The sequence below is a fragment of the Vibrio cincinnatiensis DSM 19608 genome (assembly GCF_900167345.1).
Taxonomy (GTDB): Bacteria; Pseudomonadota; Gammaproteobacteria; order Enterobacterales; family Vibrionaceae; genus Vibrio; species Vibrio cincinnatiensis.
On record NZ_FUXB01000007.1, the window covers coordinates 142,455 to 164,731 of the forward strand.

General features: G+C 44.1%; 19 protein-coding genes and 2 tRNA genes. 17 read left to right on the forward strand and 4 right to left on the reverse strand.

Annotated elements, in window-relative coordinates; genetic code table 11:
• Nucleotides 1-79 precede the first annotated feature (79 nt).
• The gene (gene tyrS / locus B5D54_RS08335) at nucleotides 80-1,267 is read left to right on the forward strand and encodes a tyrosine--tRNA ligase (protein ID WP_078926084.1); all 1,188 of its coding nucleotides are present in this window, start codon (nucleotides 80-82) and stop codon (nucleotides 1,265-1,267) included.
• Nucleotides 1,268-1,320: 53 nt separating this feature from the next.
• Here the strand turns inward: tyrS and dacB are convergent, their stop codons facing one another.
• Nucleotides 1,321-2,739, reverse strand: a complete 1,419-nt coding sequence (gene dacB, locus B5D54_RS08340; RefSeq protein ID WP_078926085.1) for a serine-type D-Ala-D-Ala carboxypeptidase — start codon at nucleotides 2,737-2,739, stop codon at nucleotides 1,321-1,323.
• A 103-nt stretch (nucleotides 2,740-2,842) separates the two neighbouring features.
• A complete protein-coding gene (locus tag B5D54_RS08345; RefSeq protein WP_078926086.1) occupies nucleotides 2,843-3,832 on the reverse strand; it encodes a porin in 990 nt (329 codons plus the stop codon).
• A gap of 549 nt (nucleotides 3,833-4,381) precedes the next feature.
• Between B5D54_RS08345 and greA the strand changes: the two genes are divergently transcribed.
• A complete protein-coding gene (gene greA / locus B5D54_RS08350; RefSeq protein ID WP_078926087.1) occupies nucleotides 4,382-4,855 on the forward strand; it encodes a transcription elongation factor GreA in 474 nt (157 codons plus the stop codon).
• Between the two features lie 77 nt (nucleotides 4,856-4,932).
• Here the strand turns inward: greA and yhbY are convergent, their stop codons facing one another.
• On the reverse strand, nucleotides 4,933-5,229 hold the full coding sequence (gene yhbY / locus B5D54_RS08355) for a ribosome assembly RNA-binding protein YhbY (protein ID WP_078926153.1): 297 nt from the start codon (nucleotides 5,227-5,229) through the stop codon (nucleotides 4,933-4,935).
• 119 nt (nucleotides 5,230-5,348) lie between these two features.
• Here yhbY and rlmE point away from each other — a divergent pair, with 119 nt between their 5' ends.
• From rlmE to nlpI, 15 genes are all read left to right on the forward strand, one after another.
• On the forward strand, nucleotides 5,349-5,978 hold the full coding sequence (gene rlmE / locus B5D54_RS08360) for a 23S rRNA (uridine(2552)-2'-O)-methyltransferase RlmE (RefSeq protein WP_078926088.1): 630 nt from the start codon (nucleotides 5,349-5,351) through the stop codon (nucleotides 5,976-5,978).
• Between the two features lie 107 nt (nucleotides 5,979-6,085).
• The gene (gene ftsH, locus B5D54_RS08365; protein WP_199251525.1) at nucleotides 6,086-8,050 is read left to right on the forward strand and encodes an ATP-dependent zinc metalloprotease FtsH; all 1,965 of its coding nucleotides are present in this window, start codon (nucleotides 6,086-6,088) and stop codon (nucleotides 8,048-8,050) included.
• A 106-nt stretch (nucleotides 8,051-8,156) separates the two neighbouring features.
• Nucleotides 8,157-8,999 carry a dihydropteroate synthase gene (folP, locus tag B5D54_RS08370; protein ID WP_078926089.1) on the forward strand — a complete coding sequence of 281 codons (843 nt, stop codon included), beginning with the start codon at nucleotides 8,157-8,159 and terminating at the stop codon, nucleotides 8,997-8,999.
• Between the two features lie 9 nt (nucleotides 9,000-9,008).
• Nucleotides 9,009-10,349, forward strand: a complete 1,341-nt coding sequence (glmM, locus tag B5D54_RS08375; protein WP_078926090.1) for a phosphoglucosamine mutase — start codon at nucleotides 9,009-9,011, stop codon at nucleotides 10,347-10,349.
• A 235-nt stretch (nucleotides 10,350-10,584) separates the two neighbouring features.
• Nucleotides 10,585-10,920 (forward strand): preprotein translocase subunit SecG, encoded by a 336-nt coding sequence (gene secG / locus B5D54_RS08380; protein WP_078926091.1) that lies wholly within the window; start codon nucleotides 10,585-10,587, stop codon nucleotides 10,918-10,920.
• A 27-nt stretch (nucleotides 10,921-10,947) separates the two neighbouring features.
• Nucleotides 10,948-11,031, forward strand: a tRNA-Leu gene (locus tag B5D54_RS08385).
• Between the two features lie 57 nt (nucleotides 11,032-11,088).
• A tRNA-Met gene (locus tag B5D54_RS08390) sits at nucleotides 11,089-11,165 on the forward strand.
• 207 nt (nucleotides 11,166-11,372) lie between these two features.
• Nucleotides 11,373-11,828, forward strand: a complete 456-nt coding sequence (gene rimP, locus B5D54_RS08395; protein ID WP_078926092.1) for a ribosome maturation factor RimP — start codon at nucleotides 11,373-11,375, stop codon at nucleotides 11,826-11,828.
• A gap of 34 nt (nucleotides 11,829-11,862) precedes the next feature.
• The gene (gene nusA / locus B5D54_RS08400; protein ID WP_078926093.1) at nucleotides 11,863-13,350 is read left to right on the forward strand and encodes a transcription termination factor NusA; all 1,488 of its coding nucleotides are present in this window, start codon (nucleotides 11,863-11,865) and stop codon (nucleotides 13,348-13,350) included.
• 24 nt (nucleotides 13,351-13,374) lie between these two features.
• Nucleotides 13,375-16,077 (forward strand): translation initiation factor IF-2, encoded by a 2,703-nt coding sequence (infB, locus tag B5D54_RS08405; RefSeq protein ID WP_078926094.1) that lies wholly within the window; start codon nucleotides 13,375-13,377, stop codon nucleotides 16,075-16,077.
• 95 nt (nucleotides 16,078-16,172) lie between these two features.
• Complete coding sequence (rbfA, locus tag B5D54_RS08410; protein ID WP_078926095.1) at nucleotides 16,173-16,568, forward strand: 30S ribosome-binding factor RbfA; 396 nt, start codon at nucleotides 16,173-16,175, stop codon at nucleotides 16,566-16,568.
• Entirely contained in the window at nucleotides 16,568-17,509 is a 942-nt protein-coding gene (gene truB, locus B5D54_RS08415; protein ID WP_078926096.1) for a tRNA pseudouridine(55) synthase TruB, read from the forward strand. Before rbfA ends, truB begins: the two co-directional genes overlap by 1 nt.
• Before the next feature lie 125 nt (nucleotides 17,510-17,634).
• A complete protein-coding gene (rpsO, locus tag B5D54_RS08420) occupies nucleotides 17,635-17,904 on the forward strand; it encodes a 30S ribosomal protein S15 (RefSeq protein ID WP_078926097.1) in 270 nt (89 codons plus the stop codon).
• A gap of 283 nt (nucleotides 17,905-18,187) precedes the next feature.
• Nucleotides 18,188-20,326, forward strand: a complete 2,139-nt coding sequence (gene pnp / locus B5D54_RS08425; protein ID WP_078926098.1) for a polyribonucleotide nucleotidyltransferase — start codon at nucleotides 18,188-18,190, stop codon at nucleotides 20,324-20,326.
• Between the two features lie 118 nt (nucleotides 20,327-20,444).
• On the forward strand, nucleotides 20,445-21,350 hold the full coding sequence (gene nlpI / locus B5D54_RS08430) for a lipoprotein NlpI (RefSeq protein ID WP_078926099.1): 906 nt from the start codon (nucleotides 20,445-20,447) through the stop codon (nucleotides 21,348-21,350).
• Between the two features lie 47 nt (nucleotides 21,351-21,397).
• Here the strand turns inward: nlpI and B5D54_RS08435 are convergent, their stop codons facing one another.
• Nucleotides 21,398-22,276 carry a U32 family peptidase gene (locus B5D54_RS08435; protein WP_078926100.1) on the reverse strand — a complete coding sequence of 293 codons (879 nt, stop codon included), beginning with the start codon at nucleotides 22,274-22,276 and terminating at the stop codon, nucleotides 21,398-21,400.
• Nucleotide 22,277 lies beyond the last annotated feature (1 nt).

Below are 22,277 nucleotides of genomic sequence, written 5' to 3' on the forward strand. Positions count from 1 at the left end.
ACTGGTTTCAAAAGTCATCGCTATTCAAGTAAGATGTCGAATTATTAAATTTTTGCCAAATCTGTGGGAGTGAACAAGAATGGCGAGTATTGAAGCGGCTTTAGCTGAGATTAAGCGTGGTGTTGAAGAGCTAATTCCAGAAGAAGAATTAGTGGCAAAACTGAAAGAAGGTCGTCCTTTACGTATTAAATTAGGAGCGGATCCAACTGCGCCAGATATTCATTTAGGCCACACTGTAATTCTGAATAAATTACGCACTTTCCAAGATTTAGGCCACGATGTTACGTTCTTGATTGGAGACTTTACTGGTATGGTCGGCGATCCAACAGGAAAAAACACCACCCGTCCACCGTTGACACGAGAAGATGTGCTTCGTAATGCGGAAACCTATAAACAGCAAGTATTCAAAATTCTGGATCCAGCGAAAACGAAGATTCAGTTTAACTCTGAATGGTTATCTGAACTGGGTGCTGAAGGGATGATTCGTTTAGCGGCTAATCAAACCGTAGCCCGAATGCTGGAGCGTGATGATTTTAAAAAGCGCTATGCTGGTGGTCAGCCGATTGCTATTCATGAATTTATGTACCCTTTATTACAAGGGTACGATTCAGTGGCGATGGAAACCGATGTCGAGTTGGGCGGAACCGATCAGAAATTTAACTTGCTGATGGGGCGTGAGCTACAAAAAGCCAATGGTCAGAAGCCTCAAGTTGTTTTGATGATGCCTTTATTGGTCGGTTTAGACGGTGAGAAAAAAATGTCTAAATCCGCTCATAACTATATTGGGGTTAGCGAAGCTCCAAGCGAAATGTTTGGGAAGATCATGTCGATTTCAGACGATCTGATGTGGAGCTACTATGAATTGCTTTCTTTCCGGCCATTGACAGAACTCGAGCAGTTTAAAGCAGAGGTAGCGAAGGGTAAGAACCCAAGAGATATTAAAATCTTATTGGCGAAAGAGATCATTACCCGTTTCCATTCAGAAGCTGATGCTGATGCGGCTGAGCAGGAGTTCATTAACCGTTTCCAAAAAGGCGCTTTGCCCGATGAAATGCCAGAGTTTACGTTCGCACAAGGTATTGCTATCGCCAATTTATTGAAAGATGCAGAGCTTGTTGGCTCAACCTCAGATGCAATGCGCATGGTAAAACAAGGCGCAGTTAAGCAAGATGGTGAAAAGCTTGAAGATGCAAAGCAGGTGCCTGAATCTGGCACTTACGTTTATCAAGTAGGCAAACGTAAGTTTGCTCGGGTTACTCTCGAATAATATGTGATTGATAGCAACAAAAAGCGCATGAATGCGCTTTTTGTTTATCTGCCTTAGTCATGAGTATTTAAAATCATTTGGTAAAACTGCTGTTCAAATCGGGTGATGGGTGCTTCGACGGGTTTTAGCGGATCGGGTTCGGCTGGAAAATAATCGGTAATAAATTGAACAAAAAGCGCTTGAGGCTTTCCCGCTTTATCCAGTGAATAGCCGACCATATTATGTGTTCCGTAGAGTGAACCACTTTTGGCTTTTAATCGCCCACGGATATTTTCATTTCGCATACTACGCCGATAGCGTAGCGTGCCACTCTCGCCAGCGGTTGCCAACGACTGTATTAAGTTTAACTCACTATCATGCTGCCAAAGGTAATAAAGAATTTGTCGCATGGATTCAAGGCGTATACGGTTATTTCTTGATAATCCGGAACCATCCACAATTTGAGCATCATTGAGATCAATACCAGTGCGGGCAAAAATAATTTGTTTGAGCGCTTCACTGCCATTGTTGAAACTACCGGGTTGCAGAAAAAACTTCTGCCCCAGTGTTTTGAGTAGGGCATCGGCAATCAAGTTATCAGAATCTTGCAGCATGGTTGTGAGCAACTGGGGTAAGGGTTCAGACTGATGAGTAGCGATATTATCCCAGTGTTGGCTCTCTGGTGCGCCGATTTTGACTTCACCTTCTAGTGCCATCCCTAATTGATTGAGTAATTGATAGATGACTCTTTGTGCATACAATTCGGTATTTTGTATGGCAAATTTGAGCGGAAGCGGTTGGCTGCGCTGAGCAAGACAACCTGATAGTCGATAATGGTTATCGTGGCTTGCTATCAACTCTAAATCACAATGTTGCGCTTGTTGTTGCGCTTGGGTTACCGTTTGAGCGTCACTTTCAACATAAATAGGGTAGTGAGGGGGAACATAAACCCGAGTTGTCCCCTCCTCTTGTGTATAAATAGAGGCTTGAATACAGTTGCCATCGATATTTACCGCACTAACGGGAGCGCTATAGCAAACACCGAGGCTATCCCAAGGCCAGCCCACTGCCCGCTGATAGCCAGTAAAATGCTGAGTATTTAACCAAATATCCCCACGAATACGTATACCTTTTTGCTGTTTATAGCGAAGTAATAAGGTTTTTAAATGTTCGGTGGTTAAGGTGGGATCGCCGGAAAAAATCAAGGCTAAGTCTTGGTTATTACTGCGTAGTTGCGTTTCAAAGGAAAACTGATCACCCAGCTCAAGCTGGCTGGCGAGGGCGGTAATCACTTTTAAGGTACTGGCTGGAGGAAAGTAGCCACTGTTTGTGGGCTGGAGGTTGAGTGTTACTTCCCCTTGTGTCTGAATCAGCAATCCACGACGAGCACCTTGAGGTAATAAGGATAAATCATCTAGATTGGATATCGCATGGCTATAAGAGGGAATCAGGGCGGTGAGTAGTAAAGCTTTTAAGCTGACAAAAAAACGCATAGGCCATTCAAGAGTGAAGCAAAGAATGGGAAGAGTATACCAGAGAATAAAACGCCTGCTAGCCGCAGGCGTTTTGTCGAGAACGTATTGCTAAAAAAGCAAATTAGAAGTCGTAACGTAGGCCTAGTGCTACTTCGTCTTCAGCTTGTGCTTTAGTTGCTGTTGTAGTTCTGTTACCTACAGTACCAAATTTGTCGCCTTTATCAATCATATTGAAGTTATAAGAGACATAAGCGCGGAAGTTAGGTTTGAAGTAGTAAGTTGCATCTACCGCTAGGTTATCAGCAGAAGTTTCTTTATTAATTTCTTCGTTGTTATAAGTCAGAGTAAACACTGTTTGGTTTAGTGTGTACGCAGCTGCGAACTCATAACCAGTATAGTCTGCATCATGCTTATCTAGTTCACCGTCAGTGAAGACACCAGCAAAGTAGAAATCAGCCACAGCATAAGAAGCCGCTAGCATATATTCATTCGCTTTATCTTGATCCGCATAACCGGCACCGACTTTAAAGCCAGTATCACCAAATGCATAGATTGCTGATAGTGAGTAACCGTCTTGCTTGTTATCACCAAAGTCAGAGGTTTCTTCACGGTCTGCAAAACGGTAGCTGGCTTTGACTGCTAAGTCATCAAATTGACCAGAGTAAGCAACCATATTGTCGACACGGTCTGCTACTTCAATTTTATGAGCAGCACTGTTTCCATGGAATGCCATGATGTCGGTAAAGTCAGTGATAACGCCTAATGCACCATCGTTTTTACCGTATGTTACTTCACCAAAGTTACCGCCAATCCCTGCATAGGCATAACGGTTTTCTAGATCGTCTGCACCTTCGTCACCAGAATCATCAGTATTAAACTGACCTTCATAGAAACCAACACCGTATAGGCTATCGTTGATTTGAGTTTTACCCAATACATTGATACGGATACGAGTTTGATCCTGAGCTTTACCATCTTTTAGAGATAGACGTGCTTCTGCACGGCCGCCAAGAGCAAGCGAAGTACCATCTTGATTATAAATTTCACCAGCATTTGCGCCAGCTGCCATTGCTGCAGCTGAAACTGCTAAAGCGATCAGAGTTTTGTTCATCTTATTAAATCCTAATTTACTGTCCATAAATCATTATTGTCTGCAAGTAATCCATCAGGGGAAAGAGGGTTACTTGAGCTACGAATGTTAAAATGCATCACCTTGCTTATCAAAACTTGTTCAAAGCCAGAGAAACATGTTTTCTTCGTGCTTATATTTGTAACGGTAAAGTTCCCTTATGAGTTAGTAAAATGATATAAATCCCACTTCTGAACACTGTTTTATTGTGGATGTAAAAATATCAATTATTTGATTTTAAGGTATTTTTTTTGTTTTTTGTTACTGATCTGATCAGTGAAATAAATTGAATTATTTAGTTTTTTTTATTTTATATGCCGGTTTTTCATACAATCTAAGTGTGCACAAGATCACGCTAAATTAAGATATTCACAATGAAATTCAATTTCTGGTCGCAATACTTGAATTTGGATGATTTCATCACCATGTTTGTTTACACTAGCCGACAATGCATTCATCAATCACTACCTAACCTATATTGGGTTGGGTAGTTTTGTATTGTCCAAAGAGAGTTTTGGCATAGAGGTAATTATGGAAAAAGTTCCTATGACAGTCCGCGGTGAAAAACTACTGCGTGACGAACTTGAACGGTTATTAAAGCTGCGTCCACAAATCACTCAAGCGATCGCTGAAGCGCGTGAGTTGGGGGATTTAAAAGAAAACGCTGAATATCATGCTGCACGAGAAGAGCAAGGCATTTGTGAAGCACAAATTCGTGATATTGAATATAAGCTTTCCGTAGCTCAAGTCATTGATGTAACTAAAATGGAAAATTCGGGCAAAGTTATCTTTGGTTCTACGGTTACTTTGATCGATGTGGATACCGAAGAAGAGAAGCGTTACCAAATCGTGGGTGATGATGAAGCCGAAATCAAAGCTGGACGTATTTCGGTTAGTTCACCGATTGCCCGTGGTTTAATTGGTAAATGTGAAGGTGATGAAGTCTCGATCAGCACTCCAGGTGGTGAAAAATTGTTTGAGATAGATCAGGTTGAATACCTATAATTCATTGATGAACAGTGATGAATTGAAAATAAAAAGGTCGCTATAAGCGACCTTTTTGTAACCTCATGTACGATAGATTACTTTCGTGGTAATTCGATTTTACGCTGTTCAGACGGGCGATAGAGAACCACAACTTTACCAATAAGTTGGACTTTTTCTGCTCCCGTTTCACGAACAATGGCATCGACAATCAATTGTTTCGTGTCACGATCTTCTGATACCACCTTCACTTTAATCAGTTCATGGTGATTAAGCGCAATTTCGATTTCTGCCAAAACAGCTTCAGTGAGGCCATTCGCGCCCATTAACACGACCGGGTTTAAATGGTGTGCCAAACCTTTCAAATGCTGTTTTTGTTTGTTGCTTAGGTTCATTACGTGACCAAATTTATTTACTATAGGGTTGAAAACCACCATTTTAACGCCATCTATCCAGGAAGACTATATTTTCTACCCGACTTTCTCTGATAGAGGCGGCTTTAGTTAGGAATCGAATGAGTAAACAAAAGCATTCAGCGAGCTCTGGCCGCTGGTTGAAAGAACATTTTGACGATAAGTACGTCAATGAAGCCAAGAAAAAAGGTTATCGTTCACGTGCTATCTTTAAATTGGAAGAAATTCAAAATAAAGACAAATTGCTAAAGTCTGGGATGACCGTTGTCGATTTAGGGGCTGCTCCTGGTGGGTGGTCTCAATATGCGGCGGGAATTGTTGGAGAGCAAGGGCAAGTCATCGCGTGTGATATTTTGCCGATGGACTCCATTGCGGGTGTGGCTTTTTTACAAGGTGATTTTAGAGAAGAAAGCGTGCTCGAAGCTTTGTTAGAACGAATTCAGCCCGATATGGTGGATGTCGTCATGTCTGATATGGCCCCCAATATGGCTGGAAACTTGTCGGTGGATCAACCGCGTGCCATGTATTTGGTCGAATTAGCTTTAGATATGTGTCGACAAGTTCTTGCTCCAGATGGTAGTTTTGTGGTCAAAGTGTTTCAAGGTGAAGGATTTGATCAGTACGTACAAGAAGTGCGTCAGCTGTTTAAAGCAGTCAAAATCCGTAAACCTGACTCATCAAGAGCGCGCTCTCGTGAAGTTTACCTGGTGGCGACTGGTTACAAAGGCTAACCATTTGGCCTGAAACGAGAATGTTTACACTATGGCTACAGCGAAAAAACTGTAGTACCCTACCTTTAATTACAACTAGTTATCGCGAGGCTTGCACCTTGAGTGATATGGCAAAAAATTTAATACTGTGGTTGGTGATTGCCGTTGTTTTGATGTCAGTTTTCCAGAGTTTTGGCCCCGGAGAAAGTAGCGGAAGAACCGTCGATTACACCACATTTGTACAGGAAGTTGGTCAAGGCCAAATTCAAGAAGCGCAATTTAAAAATAGCGAAATTACCTTTACTCGCCGCGGCAGTAGCGGTCGTTTCGTTACTTATATGCCTGTGTATGATCAAAAATTACTTGATGATTTAATCAATCAAAATGTCAAAGTACAAGGCACCCCTCCTGAAGAACAAAGCTTACTTGGTACGATTTTTATTTCTTGGTTCCCGATGATCTTGCTGATTGGTGTATGGATTTTCTTCATGCGTCAAATGCAAGGTGGTGGAGGCAAAGGCGCAATGTCCTTTGGTAAGAGTAAAGCTCGTATGATGGGTGAAGAGCAGATAAAAACCAATTTCGGTGACGTTGCTGGCTGTGATGAAGCGAAAGAAGATGTTAAAGAATTGGTCGATTACTTGCGAGATCCTAGTCGTTTTCAAAAACTAGGGGGCAAAATTCCAACGGGTGTACTTATGGTTGGTCCTCCCGGTACAGGTAAAACGCTATTGGCAAAAGCGATAGCGGGTGAAGCTAAGGTGCCATTTTTCACTATCTCAGGCTCCGACTTTGTGGAAATGTTCGTTGGTGTTGGTGCATCTCGTGTACGTGATATGTTCGAGCAAGCCAAAAAAGCCTCACCATGTATCATCTTTATCGATGAAATCGATGCGGTTGGTCGCCAACGCGGCGCGGGTGTCGGTGGTGGTCATGATGAGCGAGAGCAAACATTAAACCAAATGCTGGTTGAAATGGATGGCTTTGAAGGAAATGAGGGGGTCATCGTTATTGCTGCAACGAACCGTCCTGATGTTCTTGACCCTGCGTTACTTCGTCCGGGCCGTTTTGACCGCCAAGTGGTGGTAGGCTTGCCGGATGTTCGAGGCCGTGAACAAATTCTTAAAGTTCATATGCGTAAAGTACCGCTTGCAGGGGATGTTGAACCTTCACTGATTGCTCGTGGTACACCTGGGTTTTCTGGTGCTGACTTAGCTAACTTAGTTAACGAGGCTGCGCTGTTTGCTGCTCGTGGCAATAAACGCAACGTTTCGATGGTGGAGTTTGAACTGGCGAAAGACAAAATTATGATGGGGGCAGAACGTCGTTCAATGGTGATGTCGGAAGAGACAAAAGCCTCTACTGCTTATCATGAAGCCGGACATGCTATTGTTGGTCGTTTAGTTCCTGAGCATGATCCCGTTTATAAAGTTTCCATCATTCCTCGTGGCCGAGCGCTTGGGGTAACCATGTACTTACCAGAGCAAGATCGTGTAAGTATGTCCAAGCAACACCTTGAGTCTATGATCTCCAGTTTATATGGTGGCCGTTTAGCAGAAGAGCTGATCTACGGACCAGAAAAGGTCTCTACGGGCGCATCAAATGATATTGAACGAGCGACTGAAATTGCGCGGAAAATGGTTACTCAGTGGGGCTTCTCTGAGAAGTTAGGTCCTATGCTGTATGCTGAAGATGAAGGTGAAGTCTTCCTTGGCCGAAGCGTAACGCAAACGAAGCACATGTCTGATGATACCGCGAAGCTGATTGATGATGAAATTCGTAAGATCATTGATCGTAACTACGAGCGTACTCGCCAAATCTTGCTTGATAATATGGATATCATGCATGCGATGAAAGATGCATTAATGAAATATGAAACGATTGATGCTGGTCAAATTGACGATCTTATGGCGCGTAAGTCTGTGATTCGTGAACCTGCAGGGTGGGGGGATCAGGCCAAATCTACTCAAGCAGAACCCTCGGATGAGGATAAACCGGAAGCAGAAAAACAACCGGTAGATTCAATGTCAGAAGAGTCAGAAGAACTGGTGGATAATGATTCAACCCCTTCTGAGAAAAAAGACGCAGAATAAAATCATTATGCTAAACAAACCCCGACTTGTTCGGGGTTTTCTGTTTCAAGCCTAAATGTTATTTCTTATCTTATTTATTGTAGTGACTATAGATATTCAGGGAATTATGGACATTCAAACGGATATTAAACAGCTTTCCTTACATCGTCCTCGAATCATGGGGATTTTAAATACCACTCCGGACTCCTTTTCAGATGGTGGGCGTTACTCGCACTTAAATGATGCCTTTGCTCGGGCTGGGCAAATGATTGCTGCTGGGGTTGATATTATTGATATCGGAGGGGAATCTACCCGACCTGGAGCGCCTGACGTTTCCCTTGCTGAAGAATTGGAACGGGTGATTCCACTGATAAAACTTATCCGTTCCCACTATCCTGAACTCTGGATATCTATTGATACCAGTAAAGCGGAAGTGATGCGACAAGCGGTGGAGGCGGGGGCTGATCTTATTAATGATGTTCGAGCGTTACAAGAGCCCGGAGCATTGCAAATTGCAGCCCAAGCCCAGGTTCCTGTCTGTATCATGCATATGAAAGGTGAACCGCGTACCATGCAGAACTCACCTACCTATAATGATGTACTTGAAGAGGTGGATGATTTTCTGAATCTGCGTATTGAAGCCTGCGTACAGGCTGGCATCAAAAAGCAAAATATTATTCTTGACCCCGGCTTTGGCTTTGGTAAATCTCTCGAGCACAACTATCATTTGCTGGCAAATTTAGAAAAATTTCACCATTTTGGTTTACCCATTCTTGCAGGAATGTCGCGCAAATCTATGATTTTTAAATTGCTTGATAAAACGCCTGCTGAGTGCATGGTCGCCAGTGTGACTTGCGCAACGATTGCGGCAACAAAAGGAGCTCAAATTTTGCGGGTCCATGATGTTGAGCAGACGATAGAAGCCATGGCAATATTGCAAATGGTGAATAAAAATAAACAAAAACAATAAGGAATTATCATGTCTGAGACACGACGTTATTTTGGTACTGACGGGGTGCGAGGTAAGGTTGGACAGTATCCGATTACTCCAGATTTTGTATTAAAGCTGGGCTGGGCTGCGGGACGAGTGCTGGCACAACAGGGCACAAAAAAAGTCATCATCGGTAAAGATACGCGAATTTCTGGCTATATGCTCGAGTCTGCGCTAGAAGCTGGGCTCGCGGCAGCAGGGCTAAAAGCGATTTTTACTGGGCCAATGCCGACCCCAGCGGTCGCTTATTTAACTCAGACTTTCCGAGCGGAAGCGGGAATCGTCATTTCGGCTTCACATAACCCTTATTATGATAACGGCATTAAGTTTTTCTCTTCAGCAGGCACTAAATTACCCGATGAATTGGAACTGGCCATTGAAGCCGAATTAGATAAACCCCTTGAATGCGTGGAATCGGCTGAGCTAGGTAAAGCGACGCGTTTAGTTGATGCGGCTGGACGCTATATTGAATTTTGTAAAAGTACTTTTCCATCAGAATTAAGCCTTTCTGGTTTAAAAATTGTGGTGGATTGCGCACATGGAGCCACTTACCACATCGCTCCGAATGTATTTAAAGAACTGGGTGCAGATGTTATTCCGATGGGAACAGAACCTGATGGTTTAAATATTAATGATCAGGTGGGTGCGACCGATGTAAGAGCATTACAAAAACGAGTAGTAGAAGAACAGGCCGATCTTGGGCTTGCTTTTGATGGTGATGGCGACCGAATCATTATGGTTGATCACTTAGGATATAAAATTGATGGTGACCAAATTGCCTATATCATAGCACGCGATGCCTTACGCCGTGGTGAGTTAAAAGGGGGCGTTGTCGGAACCTTAATGACTAACCTAGGGATGGAAAATGGCCTGAAACAGTTAGGGATCCCATTTGTCCGTGCCGCGGTTGGTGATCGTTATGTAATGGAAAAACTCATAGAGAAAGGGTGGAAAATTGGTGCTGAGAACTCAGGCCATGTCATTTTACTGGATAAAGTGACGACGGGAGATGCGATTGTTGCTGCCTTACAAGTTCTGGCTTCCGTGGTTGGCAGTGATATGTCGTTGCATGATCTCGCTCAAGGCATGACACTCTACCCTCAAGTTCTTGAAAATGTCCGTTTTAACGGCGATAGCAATCCACTGGAGTCTGGCGCGGTACTTGATGCGGTTAAAGAGGTTGAGTCTCAGCTTCGGGATAAAGGGCGGGTGCTATTGCGTAAGTCAGGAACAGAGCCTCTTATTCGTGTGATGGTGGAAGGTGAAGAAGCAGAACTGGTGCAATCTTCAGCTTTACGCATAGCAGAGGCAGTTAAAGCAAATTGTTAGCGGGTTCCACTCCGTCAATCAATGGATTTTGATGGAGTGGTTTCTCTTTTTATTGAAGGTTGAGCCTTTTTTGACCGTTTGATTGATAAAAAAGGATTTTTTGATAAATACCTCTTGTCAGCGAAACTCGCATTCGTTAGTATTGCGTCCGCCTTCAGTGAGGAGGTCGCTAGCCTTGTTTTAGTCGAATGATTGAACGGCGCTGGCTCAACAATTTGGAACATAGGTGGAAGTCATGTTTAGTGTTCTACTTGTGATTTACCTGTTGGCAGCGGTTGGTATAATTGGCCTCGTATTGATTCAGCAAGGTAAAGGCGCAGATATGGGAGCCTCATTCGGTGCTGGTGCTTCAAACACAGTGTTTGGCGCGAGCGGCTCAGGTAGTTTTCTAACCCGAATGACTGCAATTTTTGCAACAGTATTTTTTGTTATTAGCTTAGTGTTAGGCAATATGTCTACTCACAAAACCGAATCTCAATGGGTTGACCCACTACAAGGTCAAGTGATTGAGCAAGCTAATGATGTAATGAGTGATATTCCCGCCGCATCTGGTGATGAAATTCCTCAATAACTTATCGTTAAGATAAGTTCAGGTTATGCCGAGATGGTGAAATTGGTAGACACACTAGCATGAGGTGCTAGCGCCTTAGGTGTGAGGGTTCGAGTCCCTCTCTCGGCACCATTATTTACAAACTTGTAAATCATACCTTGTGAAGCGTATAATTGCTTACAAGTCGGACGCGGGGTGGAGCAGCTTGGTAGCTCGTCGGGCTCATAACCCGAAGGTCGTCGGTTCAAATCCGGCCCCCGCAACCATTTAGCTTTCGTCGCTATGGATACAAGTTTGGCAGTGTCAACCTCACTGCAATTGGGAAGGAATTCTCAATTTATATCTGGGTCCAGCAACAAAAAACCCCGACTATCGGGGTTTTTTGTTATCTGAATTTCATTCGATAAATTCAGGTGCTTGCTTGGAATTTAAATTGGGCTCTATGCCCTTTTTTTGTTTCTGGAGTGGTTTAAATGACAGGTTTAGAAAGACAACTTACTGAAATGCTTGAAGCTCCAGTGGTCGCATCAGGTTATGAGCTCGTTGGTCTAGAATTCGTACGTGCTGGTGAGCACTCAACATTACGTATCTATATCGATCATGAAAATGGCATTACCGTTGATGATTGTGCAGAAGTGAGTCACCAAGTCAGTGCTGTATTGGATGTTGAAGATCCCATCACGGTTGCTTATAACCTTGAGGTATCATCGCCTGGCTTAGAAAGACCACTCTTTAAAGCAGCACATTATGAGCAGTTTATTGGTCACGAGGTCAGCATTGTTTTAAAAATGGCGGTAGGCAACCGTCGTAAATGGAAAGGACAAATTCACGCTGTAGACGGTGAAACAATCCATATAATGGTTGATGGTCAAGAAGAGCATTTCGCTCTCAGCAACATTGCCAAAGCTAACCTTATCCCTAAATTTTAGTTCTGCTAGAGAAAAGAGCTTAAGAGGCTATAACATGAGTAAAGAAATTTTAGCGGTTGTTGAGGCGGTTTCGAATGAGAAAGCGGTCCCTCGTGAGCGTATTTTTGAAGCGCTAGAAGTGGCGCTGGCTACCTCAACCAAGAAAAAACATGAAATTGAAATTGATGTTCGTGTTGCTATCGACCGCAAAACGGGTGAATTTGAAACTTTTCGCCGTTGGTTAGTGGTTGAAAACGTTGAAAACCCAACAAAAGAAATCTCTTTTGATGCGGCAAGTTATGATGATGAAACGGTAAAATTGGGCGACTACATTGAAGACCAAATTGAGTCTGTGACTTTTGACCGGATCACAACCCAAACGGCGAAACAAGTTATCGTACAGAAAGTTCGTGAAGCAGAACGCGCACAAATCGTAGAGCAGTTCATCGATAATGAAGGTGAACTGGTGACGGGAGTAGTGAAAAAAGTTAACCGTGACACCGTTATCCTTGATCTAGGTAATAATGCGGAAGCGGTCATTTTGCGTGAAGACCAACTACCACGTGAGAATTTCCGTTCGGGTGACCGTGTTCGTGGGTTACTTTACAAAGTTGCCCCTGAAGCGCGTGGTTTCCAACTATTTATCACTCGGTCTAAGCCTGAAATGCTGGCAGAACTCTTCCGCGTGGAAGTGCCTGAGATTGGTGAAGAGCTGATTGAACTGAAAGGTGCGGCGCGTGATCCCGGTTCGCGTGCGAAAATTGCGGTGAAAACAAACGACAAACGTATCGACCCTGTGGGTGCTTGTGTCGGTATGCGTGGCGCTCGGGTTCAAGCTGTATCTGGTGAACTGGGCGGTGAGCGTATTGATATTGTGCTTTGGGATGATAACCCAGCACAATTTGTTATCAACGCAATGGCACCCGCGGATGTTGCATCGATCATTGTTGACGAAGATGCCCATGCTATGGATATTGCGGTTGAAGCCGATAACCTTGCTCAAGCGATTGGTCGTAACGGTCAGAACGTACGTCTTGCTTCTCAGCTAACGGGTTGGGAACTGAACGTAATGACGGTTGCAGATTTACAGAAAAAACATCAAGAAGAGTCTATGGCTTCAATCGAAAACTTCATGAAGTATCTCGATATTGAGCAAGATTTTGCTGAAATGTTAGTAGAAGAAGGCTTCTCTACGTTAGAAGAGATAGCTTACGTCCCAGTTAACGAGTTACTGGAAATTGATGGATTAGATGAAGATCTCATCGAAGAATTACGAACTCGTGCAAAAGATGCTTTAACCACCATCGCTCTAGCCCAAGAAGAATCATTTGAAGGGCTTGAGCCTGCAGATGATCTATTAGCTCTGCAAGGTTTAGAGCGTGAAATGGCATTCAAATTGGCAGCGAAGGGAGTGGCGACACTGGAAGATCTCGCGGACCAAGGCATCGACGATCTCGAAGGTATTGAAGGCCTAACCGAAGAACGTGCGGGCGAATTGATTATGGCGGCTCGCAACATTTGTTGGTTTGGCGAAGACGCATAAGTTTCAGCAAGGGGAGGAAGCGGCATGACACAACTTACAGTTAGAGCACTGAGTGAAGAAATTGGTACGCCAGTTGACCGCTTATTAGAACAACTTGCTGATGCTGGTATGACAAAAGCGAGTTCAGATAGCGTGACTGAAGATGAGAAGCAAAAACTTCTTGCTCATTTACGTAAAGAGCATGGTGATGGCTCTGAACCGACTCGCTTAACACTCCAGCGTAAAACCCGTAGCACACTGAGTGTAAATGCGGGTGGTGGTAAAAGTAAGAATGTTCAGGTTGAAGTGCGCAAAAAACGGACGTATGTTAAGCGCAGTGCAATCGAAGATGAAGCGAAACGTGAAGCTGAAGAAGCAGCGAAGCGTGAAGCGGAAGAAAAAGCCAAACGCGAAGCTGAAGAAGCGTTGAAACGTGAAGCTGAAGAGAAAGCAGCACGCGAAGCGCAAGAAAAAGCGGAGCGTGAAGCACAAGAGAAGGCAAAGCGTGAAGCACAAGAAAATGCCAAACGTGATGATACGCCAGAGCAGAAAGCAAAACGTGAGCGTTCTGCACAAGATAAATTAAAGCAAGAAGCAGCGCGAAAAGAGGCCGAGGAATTGAAACGTCGCCAGGAAGAAGAGGCGAAGCGTAAGGCTGAAGAGGAAAGTCAGCGTCAGCTTGAAATAGCGCGCGAATTGGCCGAAAAAAATAAAGAGCGTTGGTCTGCTGAAGAAGAGAAAACAGGTGCTATGCAAGAAGATACAGATTACCATCTAACCACTTCACATTATGCTCGTGAAGCGGAAGATGAAGCAGACCGTCGTGAAGAAGGTGCTCGTCGTGCAGCGAAAGCGAAGAAGACGAAAATGTCTTCTCGTGATGATAAACAAGAGCGTAACTCTCGTCCTCGTGGTGGTAAAGCGGGTCGTAAAGGTCGCATCAACAAACCTACCTCTATGCAACATGGTTTTGATAAGAGTGCAGTTGTTGCGAAATCCGATGTTGTTATTGGTGAAACGATCGTGGTTTCTGAATTAGCCAATAAGATGTCTGTGAAGTCAACGGAAGTCATCAAAGTGATGATGAAGATGGGCGCGATGGCGACCATTAACCAAGTGATAGACCAAGAAACCGCTCAGTTAGTTGCGGAAGAGATGGGGCACAAAGTCATTCTTCGTAAAGAAAACGAGTTAGAAGAAGCGATTCTGTCTGATCGTGACAATAAATTTGAAGAAGTCTCTCGTGCTCCAGTTGTGACCATCATGGGCCACGTTGACCACGGTAAAACATCAACACTGGACTATATTCGTCGTACTCACGTTGCTGATGCAGAAGCGGGCGGTATTACCCAGCATATCGGTGCTTATCACGTAGAAACACCAAGCGGTATGATTACCTTCTTGGATACTCCTGGACACGCAGCATTTACCTCAATGCGTGCTCGTGGTGCTCAAGCGACAGATATCGTTGTCTTAGTGGTTGCTGCCGATGATGGGGTTATGCCTCAAACGGTTGAAGCTATTCAACACGCGAAAGCGGCGGGTGTTCCTCTTATTGTTGCAGTAAACAAGATTGATAAAGAAGCCGCTAACCCTGATAACGTGAAAAATGAGCTTGCTCAGTACGATATCATTCCTGAAGAGTGGGGCGGTGAGAACATGTTCGTCCACATTTCAGCGAAACAAGGGACGAATATTGATGGCTTATTAGAAGCAATCTTGCTGCAAGCTGAAGTTCTTGAACTGACCGCGGTTAAAGATGGCATGGCATCCGGTGTGGTTATTGAGTCTCGCCTAGATAAAGGTCGTGGCCCTGTGGCAACGGTTCTTGTTCAGTCTGGTACTTTGAACAAAGGCGATATCGTACTGTGTGGTCAAGAATATGGCCGTGTTCGTGCCATGCGTGACGAAGTCGGTAATGAAGTTGAGCATGCTGGCCCATCGATTCCTGTTGAAATTCTTGGTCTATCTGGCGTTCCTTCTGCCGGTGATGAAGCGACAGTTGTCCGTGATGAGCGTAAAGCCCGTGAAGTCGCCAACTATCGTCAAGGTAAATTCCGCGAAGTGAAATTGGCTCGTCAGCAGAAATCTAAACTTGAGAACATGTTCTCAAATATGGCAGCAGGTGATGTGGCTGAATTGAACGTTGTACTGAAAGCTGATGTACAAGGTTCGGTAGAAGCAATTGCAGAATCACTGAAAAAACTCTCAACAGACGAAGTGAAAGTGAACATCGTTGGTTCTGGTGTGGGTGGTATTACTGAAACGGACGTTGTTCTGGCTGCGGCTTCTAATGCTATCGTGGTTGGCTTTAACGTTCGTGCTGATGCTTCGGCTCGCCGTACAATTGAAGCAGAGAACATCGACTTACGTTACTACTCAATCATTTATCAATTGATTGATGAAGTGAAACAGGCAATGAGCGGTATGCTTGCTCCTGAATTTAAACAAGAAATCATTGGCCTTGCTGAAGTTCGTGATGTGTTTAAATCACCGAAATTGGGCGCTATCGCGGGTTGTATGGTGACAGAAGGCGTGATTAAACGTCATAGTCCAATTCGTGTTCTACGTGATAACGTTGTTATTTACGAAGGTGAGCTTGAATCATTACGTCGCTTTAAAGATGACGTTTCTGAAGTGAAGAATGGTTACGAGTGTGGTATCGGCGTTAAGAACTATAACGACGTACGCGTGGGTGACCAGATCGAAGTGTTCGAAACCATCGAAATCCAGCGCACGATCGATTAGCAACTAAAATTGCATTAACGGTAATGTTAGGTTGTTGAATACACCATGGGGGGCTGGGAAACCATCCCCCCATTCTTTCTACTAGTGAGAAAAATATGCCAAAAGAATTTAGCCGAACCCAACGTGTGGCTCAGCAATTACAAAAGGAACTCGCCATGATCCTACAACGTGAAGTCCGTGACTCACGCTTAGGCATGGTTACCATTTCAGATGTTGAAGTCTCTCGTGATTTAGCCTACGCCAAAGTATTTGTCACTTTTTTGTGTGTGGGCGAACAGACACCAGAATCCTGTCTAAAAGCATTACGTGAACATGAAGTTCACATTCGAATGATGTTGGGAAAACGCATTCGTTTACGGTTGACTCCTGAAATTCGTTTTCATTACGACAATACATTGGTGGAAGGGATGCGAATGTCTAACTTAGTCACTGAAGTGGTCAACCAAGATAAACGTCGCCAACAAGATGCAGGTCGAGAGGACGAAGAGTAATGGCACGTCGTCGTAAAGGTCGTCCAATAAACGGCGTATTACTACTGGATAAAGCGACAGGCATTTCTTCAAACGATATTTTGCAAAAGGTGAAACGACTTTATTTTGCCGAAAAAGCGGGTCATACCGGCGCGTTGGATCCTTTGGCAACGGGGATGTTGCCTATCTGTCTTGGTGAAGCGACTAAGTTTTCTCAGTTTCTGCTAGATTCTGATAAACGCTATCGTGTTATTGCCAAGCTGGGTGAACGAACCAACACGTCAGACTCGGATGGTGAAGTGGTTGAGACTCGTCCTGTTCAGGTCGATAGGGAAACCTTACTGGCTAAGGTAGACCGTTTTCGCGGTGAAACGGAGCAAGTGCCTTCGATGTTTTCAGCGCTTAAATATCAAGGTCGACCGCTTTACGAATATGCTCGTCAAGGTATCGAGGTTCCACGAGAAGCACGTAAAATACGGGTTTATGAGATTATTTTGCACCGTTTTGAAGGCGATGAAGTGGAATTGGAAGTACATTGTTCTAAAGGGACTTATATCCGAACCATTGTTGATGATTTGGGTGAAATGCTTGGATGTGGTGCGCACGTGACGATGCTACGTCGTATCGGTGTGGCGAACTACCCTGCGCAGAGTATGGTGACACTAGAACAGCTTAGCCAACGGGTTGAACAAGCTCAGCATGAAGGCACGGATCCTTACTCATTGCTGGATGCACTTTTGTTACCTATGGATACCGCGGTACAAGACTTACCAGAAGTGAACTTGATCCCTGAATTGGTGGATATGGTGCAGCATGGTCAAGCTGTCCAAGTGTTTGGTGCTCCAAGCGAAGGAATGGTGCGAATGACGGGGGGAGATGAAAAACGTTTTCTCGGCGTTGCTCACATCGATGAGGATGGGAAAATCGCACCAAAACGTTTAGTGGTTTATCCTCAAAGCTGAAAATTACTAACCCAATATTTGCGCTTGTATGAATGGGTTTTATTCCCTATAATTCGCGCTTCTCGTGTCGGCTGAATCAGAGATTGGCTGACACAACGATTAACTTAACTCTTTAGGAGAGAATGATGTCTCTGAATGCAGAAACTAAAGCAGCAATCGTTGCTGAATATGCTCGTAGCGAAGGCGATACTGGTTCACCAGAAGTACAAGTAGCACTACAGACTGCTTCTATCAACCATTTACAAGATCACTTTAAAGAACACAAAGGCGATCACCATAGCCGTCGTGGTCTGCTACGCATGGTTTCAAGCCGTCGTAAACTTCTAGATTACCTAAAAGGTAAAGATCTAGGACGCTACCAAGACCTAATCAAACGTCTAGGCCTACGTCGCTAATCAGTGGCTGCATAGTACAGTTTGTTTAAAAAAGGGGCATTAGCCCCTTTTTTGTTATCTAAATTTGGCATATCCCCACGTAAGTAGTTTATACTACACGCCGTCCAACATTCAGTGTTGGCTTTGTTATCTCTCACTGCATTACAGTCACCCCAGTCGGCCAGCAGGTCGCGGCTATTAAAAAGTGATTTGGATTATAGAATCTCTTTTTACTAGTCGCGATTGGTAATGCTTTGAGTGTTGATTAATTTATCTAGGGTTCCCCCTAGAAAAGGAAAACTCAATGTTCGAAAAACCAGTAGTAAAAACCTTCCAATACGGAAATCATACCGTTACTTTAGAAACTGGCGTAATGGCACGTCAGGCCACCGCAGCGGTAATGGCAACCATGGACGACACCGCAGTATTTGTTTCTGTTGTCGGTAAAAAAGAAGCAGTACAAGGTCAAGACTTTTTCCCGCTAACTGTAAACTACCAAGAGCGGACTTACGCAGCAGGTAAAATTCCTGGTGGTTTCTTTAAACGTGAAGGTCGCCCTTCTGAAAGCGAAACCTTAATTGCTCGCTTGATTGACCGCCCAATTCGTCCGTTATTCCCAGATGCTTTCACGAATGAAGTTCAAGTGATTGCAACTGTAGTTTCTGTTAACCCGAATGTTCAGCCAGATATCATCACTATGATTGGTACTTCGGCAGCTTTGGCGATTTCTGGTATTCCATTTAATGGTCCTATCGGTTCTGCTCGTGTGGGTCATATCGATGGTCAATTGGTGTTAAACCCAAGTCCAAAAGAATTAGACAAATCTCGTCTTGATCTTGTTGTTGCTGGTACTGAAGGTGCGGTTCTGATGGTGGAATCAGAAGCGGATATTCTGACTGAAGAAGAAATGCTTGCGGCCGTTGTTTATGGTCATGATCAACAGCAAGTGGTCATCAAGGCGATTAATGAATTTGCTGCTGAAGTAGCAACGCCAGCTTGGGAATGGCAAGCTCCAGAAGAAAATACCGCACTGAAAGAGAAAATTGCGCTATTGGCTGAAGCTCGTTTTACCGAGGCTTACCAAATTACTGAAAAAATGGCGCGTTATGAGCAAGTGGGTCAGATCAAGTCTGATGTGATTGATGCGCTATTAGCAGAAGATGAGACGCTTGATGTTATGGACATCAAGAAGATGCTAAGTTCTCTTGAGAAAAAAGTGGTACGTGGCCGCATTATCGCTGGTGAAAAACGTATCGACGGTCGTGAGAAAGATATGATTCGTGCTCTGGATGTTCGTACGGGTGTTTTACCTCGTACCCACGGTAGCGCGCTCTTTACTCGTGGTGAAACACAGGCATTGGTTACTGCAACGCTAGGTACTCAGCGTGATGCTCAAATCATTGATGAACTCACCGGTGAGAAGAAAGATCACTTCTTATTGCATTATAACTTCCCTCCATACTGTGTTGGTGAAACTGGATTTGTTGGTTCTCCGAAGCGTCGTGAAATTGGCCATGGTCGTTTAGCGAAGCGTGGCATTGCGGCGGTAATGCCATCGGTTGATGAATTCCCATACACAGTGCGTGTTGTATCTGAAATTACAGAGTCAAACGGTTCTTCTTCTATGGCTTCGGTTTGTGGTTCTTCGCTTGCTCTGATGGATGCGGGTGTGCCAATTAAAGCCTCTGTTGCAGGTATTGCCATGGGCTTAGTGAAAGAAGAGCAAGACTTTGTCGTGCTTTCTGACATTCTTGGTGATGAAGATCATTTGGGCGATATGGACTTTAAAGTTGCAGGTACTTCTAATGGTGTGACTGCACTGCAAATGGATATCAAGATCGAAGGCATTACTAAAGAGATCATGCAAATTGCGCTTAACCAAGCGAAAGGTGCCCGTCTGCACATTCTTTCTGTAATGGATCAAGCCATTGCTGGTGCTCGTGACGATATCTCTGAATTTGCCCCTCGTATTCATACGATGAAGATCAGCGCTGAGAAGATCAAAGATGTGATCGGTAAAGGTGGTGCGGTTATTCGTATGCTGACCGAAGAAACAGGCACAACCATTGAAATCGAAGACGACGGCACAATTAAGATTGCAGCGACTGATGGCGATCAAGCGAAAGAAGCGATTCGTCGTATTGAACAGATCACCGCAGAAGTCGAAGTTGGGCGAATTTATACAGGTAAAGTTGCTCGTCTTGCTGATTTTGGTGCGTTCGTGACCGTGCTACCGGGTAAAGATGGTTTAGTCCATATTTCACAAATTGCTGATAAGCGTATCGAAAAAGTGTCTGATGTTCTTTCTGAAGGCCAAGAAGTTCAAGTGAAAGTATTGGAAATCGACCGTCAAGGTCGTGTTCGTCTGAGCATGAAAGAAGCGGTAGAGAAACCTGCGGAAGAAGTCACTCAACAAGAAAATGCTGCACCTGCTGCGGAATAATTGCTGAGAGATTATCACTAAGAACAGTTTTCGCTTTTTGGTGATAAAGCATGTTATAAAGGGAGCGTGATTCGCTCCCTTTTTAATTTACCATGCGAAACAACAGGAGTATGGATTTGTGAAATGGTTTCAAACCGCTCTCGTTAATATGACACTTTTGCTGCTTGCTGGATGTGTCTCTACGGGATCTCAACAGGCTCAGTGGGCTTATCCTCCTATGGCTATTCCACTACAGGCCAGTGTGCAGCAAGAAGTACAAATAGCTCGTTTAACTCAATTATTGCAACGTACAGATTTGAGTGATGATATTCGAGCAAAAATGTTTTTTGAGCGGGGAAATAGCTATGACAATGTGGGCTTACGTGATCTCGCTCGTTTGGATTTCACACAGTCACTGTCGCTCAATCCTGTTCAACCCGATATTTTTAATTTACTTGGGGTTTACTATACCGAAGCTGGGGAATTTGATGCCGCTTATGAGGCGTTTGACTCCACTTTAGAATTGGATCCAAGTAATGAATATGCCGTACGTAATCGAGCCATTGCGCTTTATTATGGGGAGCGTACCGAGCTGGCTTTTGATGAAATAACTCAACATTATCAACAAGATCCGTCTGACCCATTTCGAGCACTCTGGCTTTATATTATTCAAAGTGAACTCAACCCAGAGCAAGCAAGAGAAGCGTTAGCTTCACGTTACCAGCAACATGATGAACAGTGGGGTTGGGTGATGGTTGGGTTGATGTTGGATAACATCTCAGAAGAACAGCTGTTTAAGATTTTGCTCAATAATACCCGAGATAATACAGCATTGGCTCAACAGTTAACGGAAACCTATTTTTATCTAGGTAAGCGTTACCAATTGCAGGGCAATTATGCTCATGCCATCTCTCTTTACAAACTGGCGCTCTCTTTTAATGTCTATGAATATGTCGAGCATCGCTACTCTTTCCTTGAGCTAGGACGTATTTATCACAATTTACGTGAAGCCCAATTGGCAAAAGCACAAAATAAAGCCTCATAATGATTTGGGCAGCATCACATCCTATTCATGATGCTGCCTTTATTCTTTTAACCATTGACTAAGGTTAACCCAGCCATGTGGTGCCAGTAACCGTTACATTGATGGCTGGCGAGCGGTTGGGGGTGTTTACCTTGCTCATTGGCTTTGAAACGCTGAAGGTGGTCAAAGGTTTCTATACCCAGAGGGCTTAGGCGCACGACATCCACGAATCCTTCCATGCTGGGTAAATCATTGACTAAGTTATAACAGTAGCCTGACTGGGTTTGAATACCATTCAAATTGAAGACTTCTTGTCCTTCTTGGCTTTGTATTTGGATTCCCGTGGGATAGCGAACACAGCAGGTTTCACATTCATCTTTTGCTCGGTTTTCAGCGCGGGCCGTAAAGCAGCGAGCGGAATAAGCCAGAGGCAAATAGCCGTGAGCAAATACTTCGGTCTCAAATTTATCTTTAATGTTTAAGGTTTCACACTGTTTTAGTACATTGATGAGCCATTGACGTGAAAGCTCAACGGGCATGCACCAACGAATCATCCCTTGTTTGAGAAAAAGTTTCAGGGTTTGCGCATTGTAGCAATTGATGGCTGGGCCGACGACAAAAGGGACGTTTTGTTCATGAGCCATTTGAATGGCAGACACATCGTTCGCTTCCAATGTAAATTCACCATTATCAATGTACTTTTTCATTACATTGATTTCACTCGGCGCTTCAAGTAATGCCATGGTTGACAGGACAACTTCCTTGCCTTGGGCGGTGAGCTGTTTTGCTAAATCAAACCAATCTGCGGCTTTGAGCTCTCGACGTTTAGAGCAGACCGTTTCTCCTAAGTAAATGATATCGGCTGAGCTTTCACAAGCTTGCTGATAAAACTGTTCTACCTCGTTTTTGGGCCAAAAGTACAGTAGAGGGCCTAATGCGTATTTCATG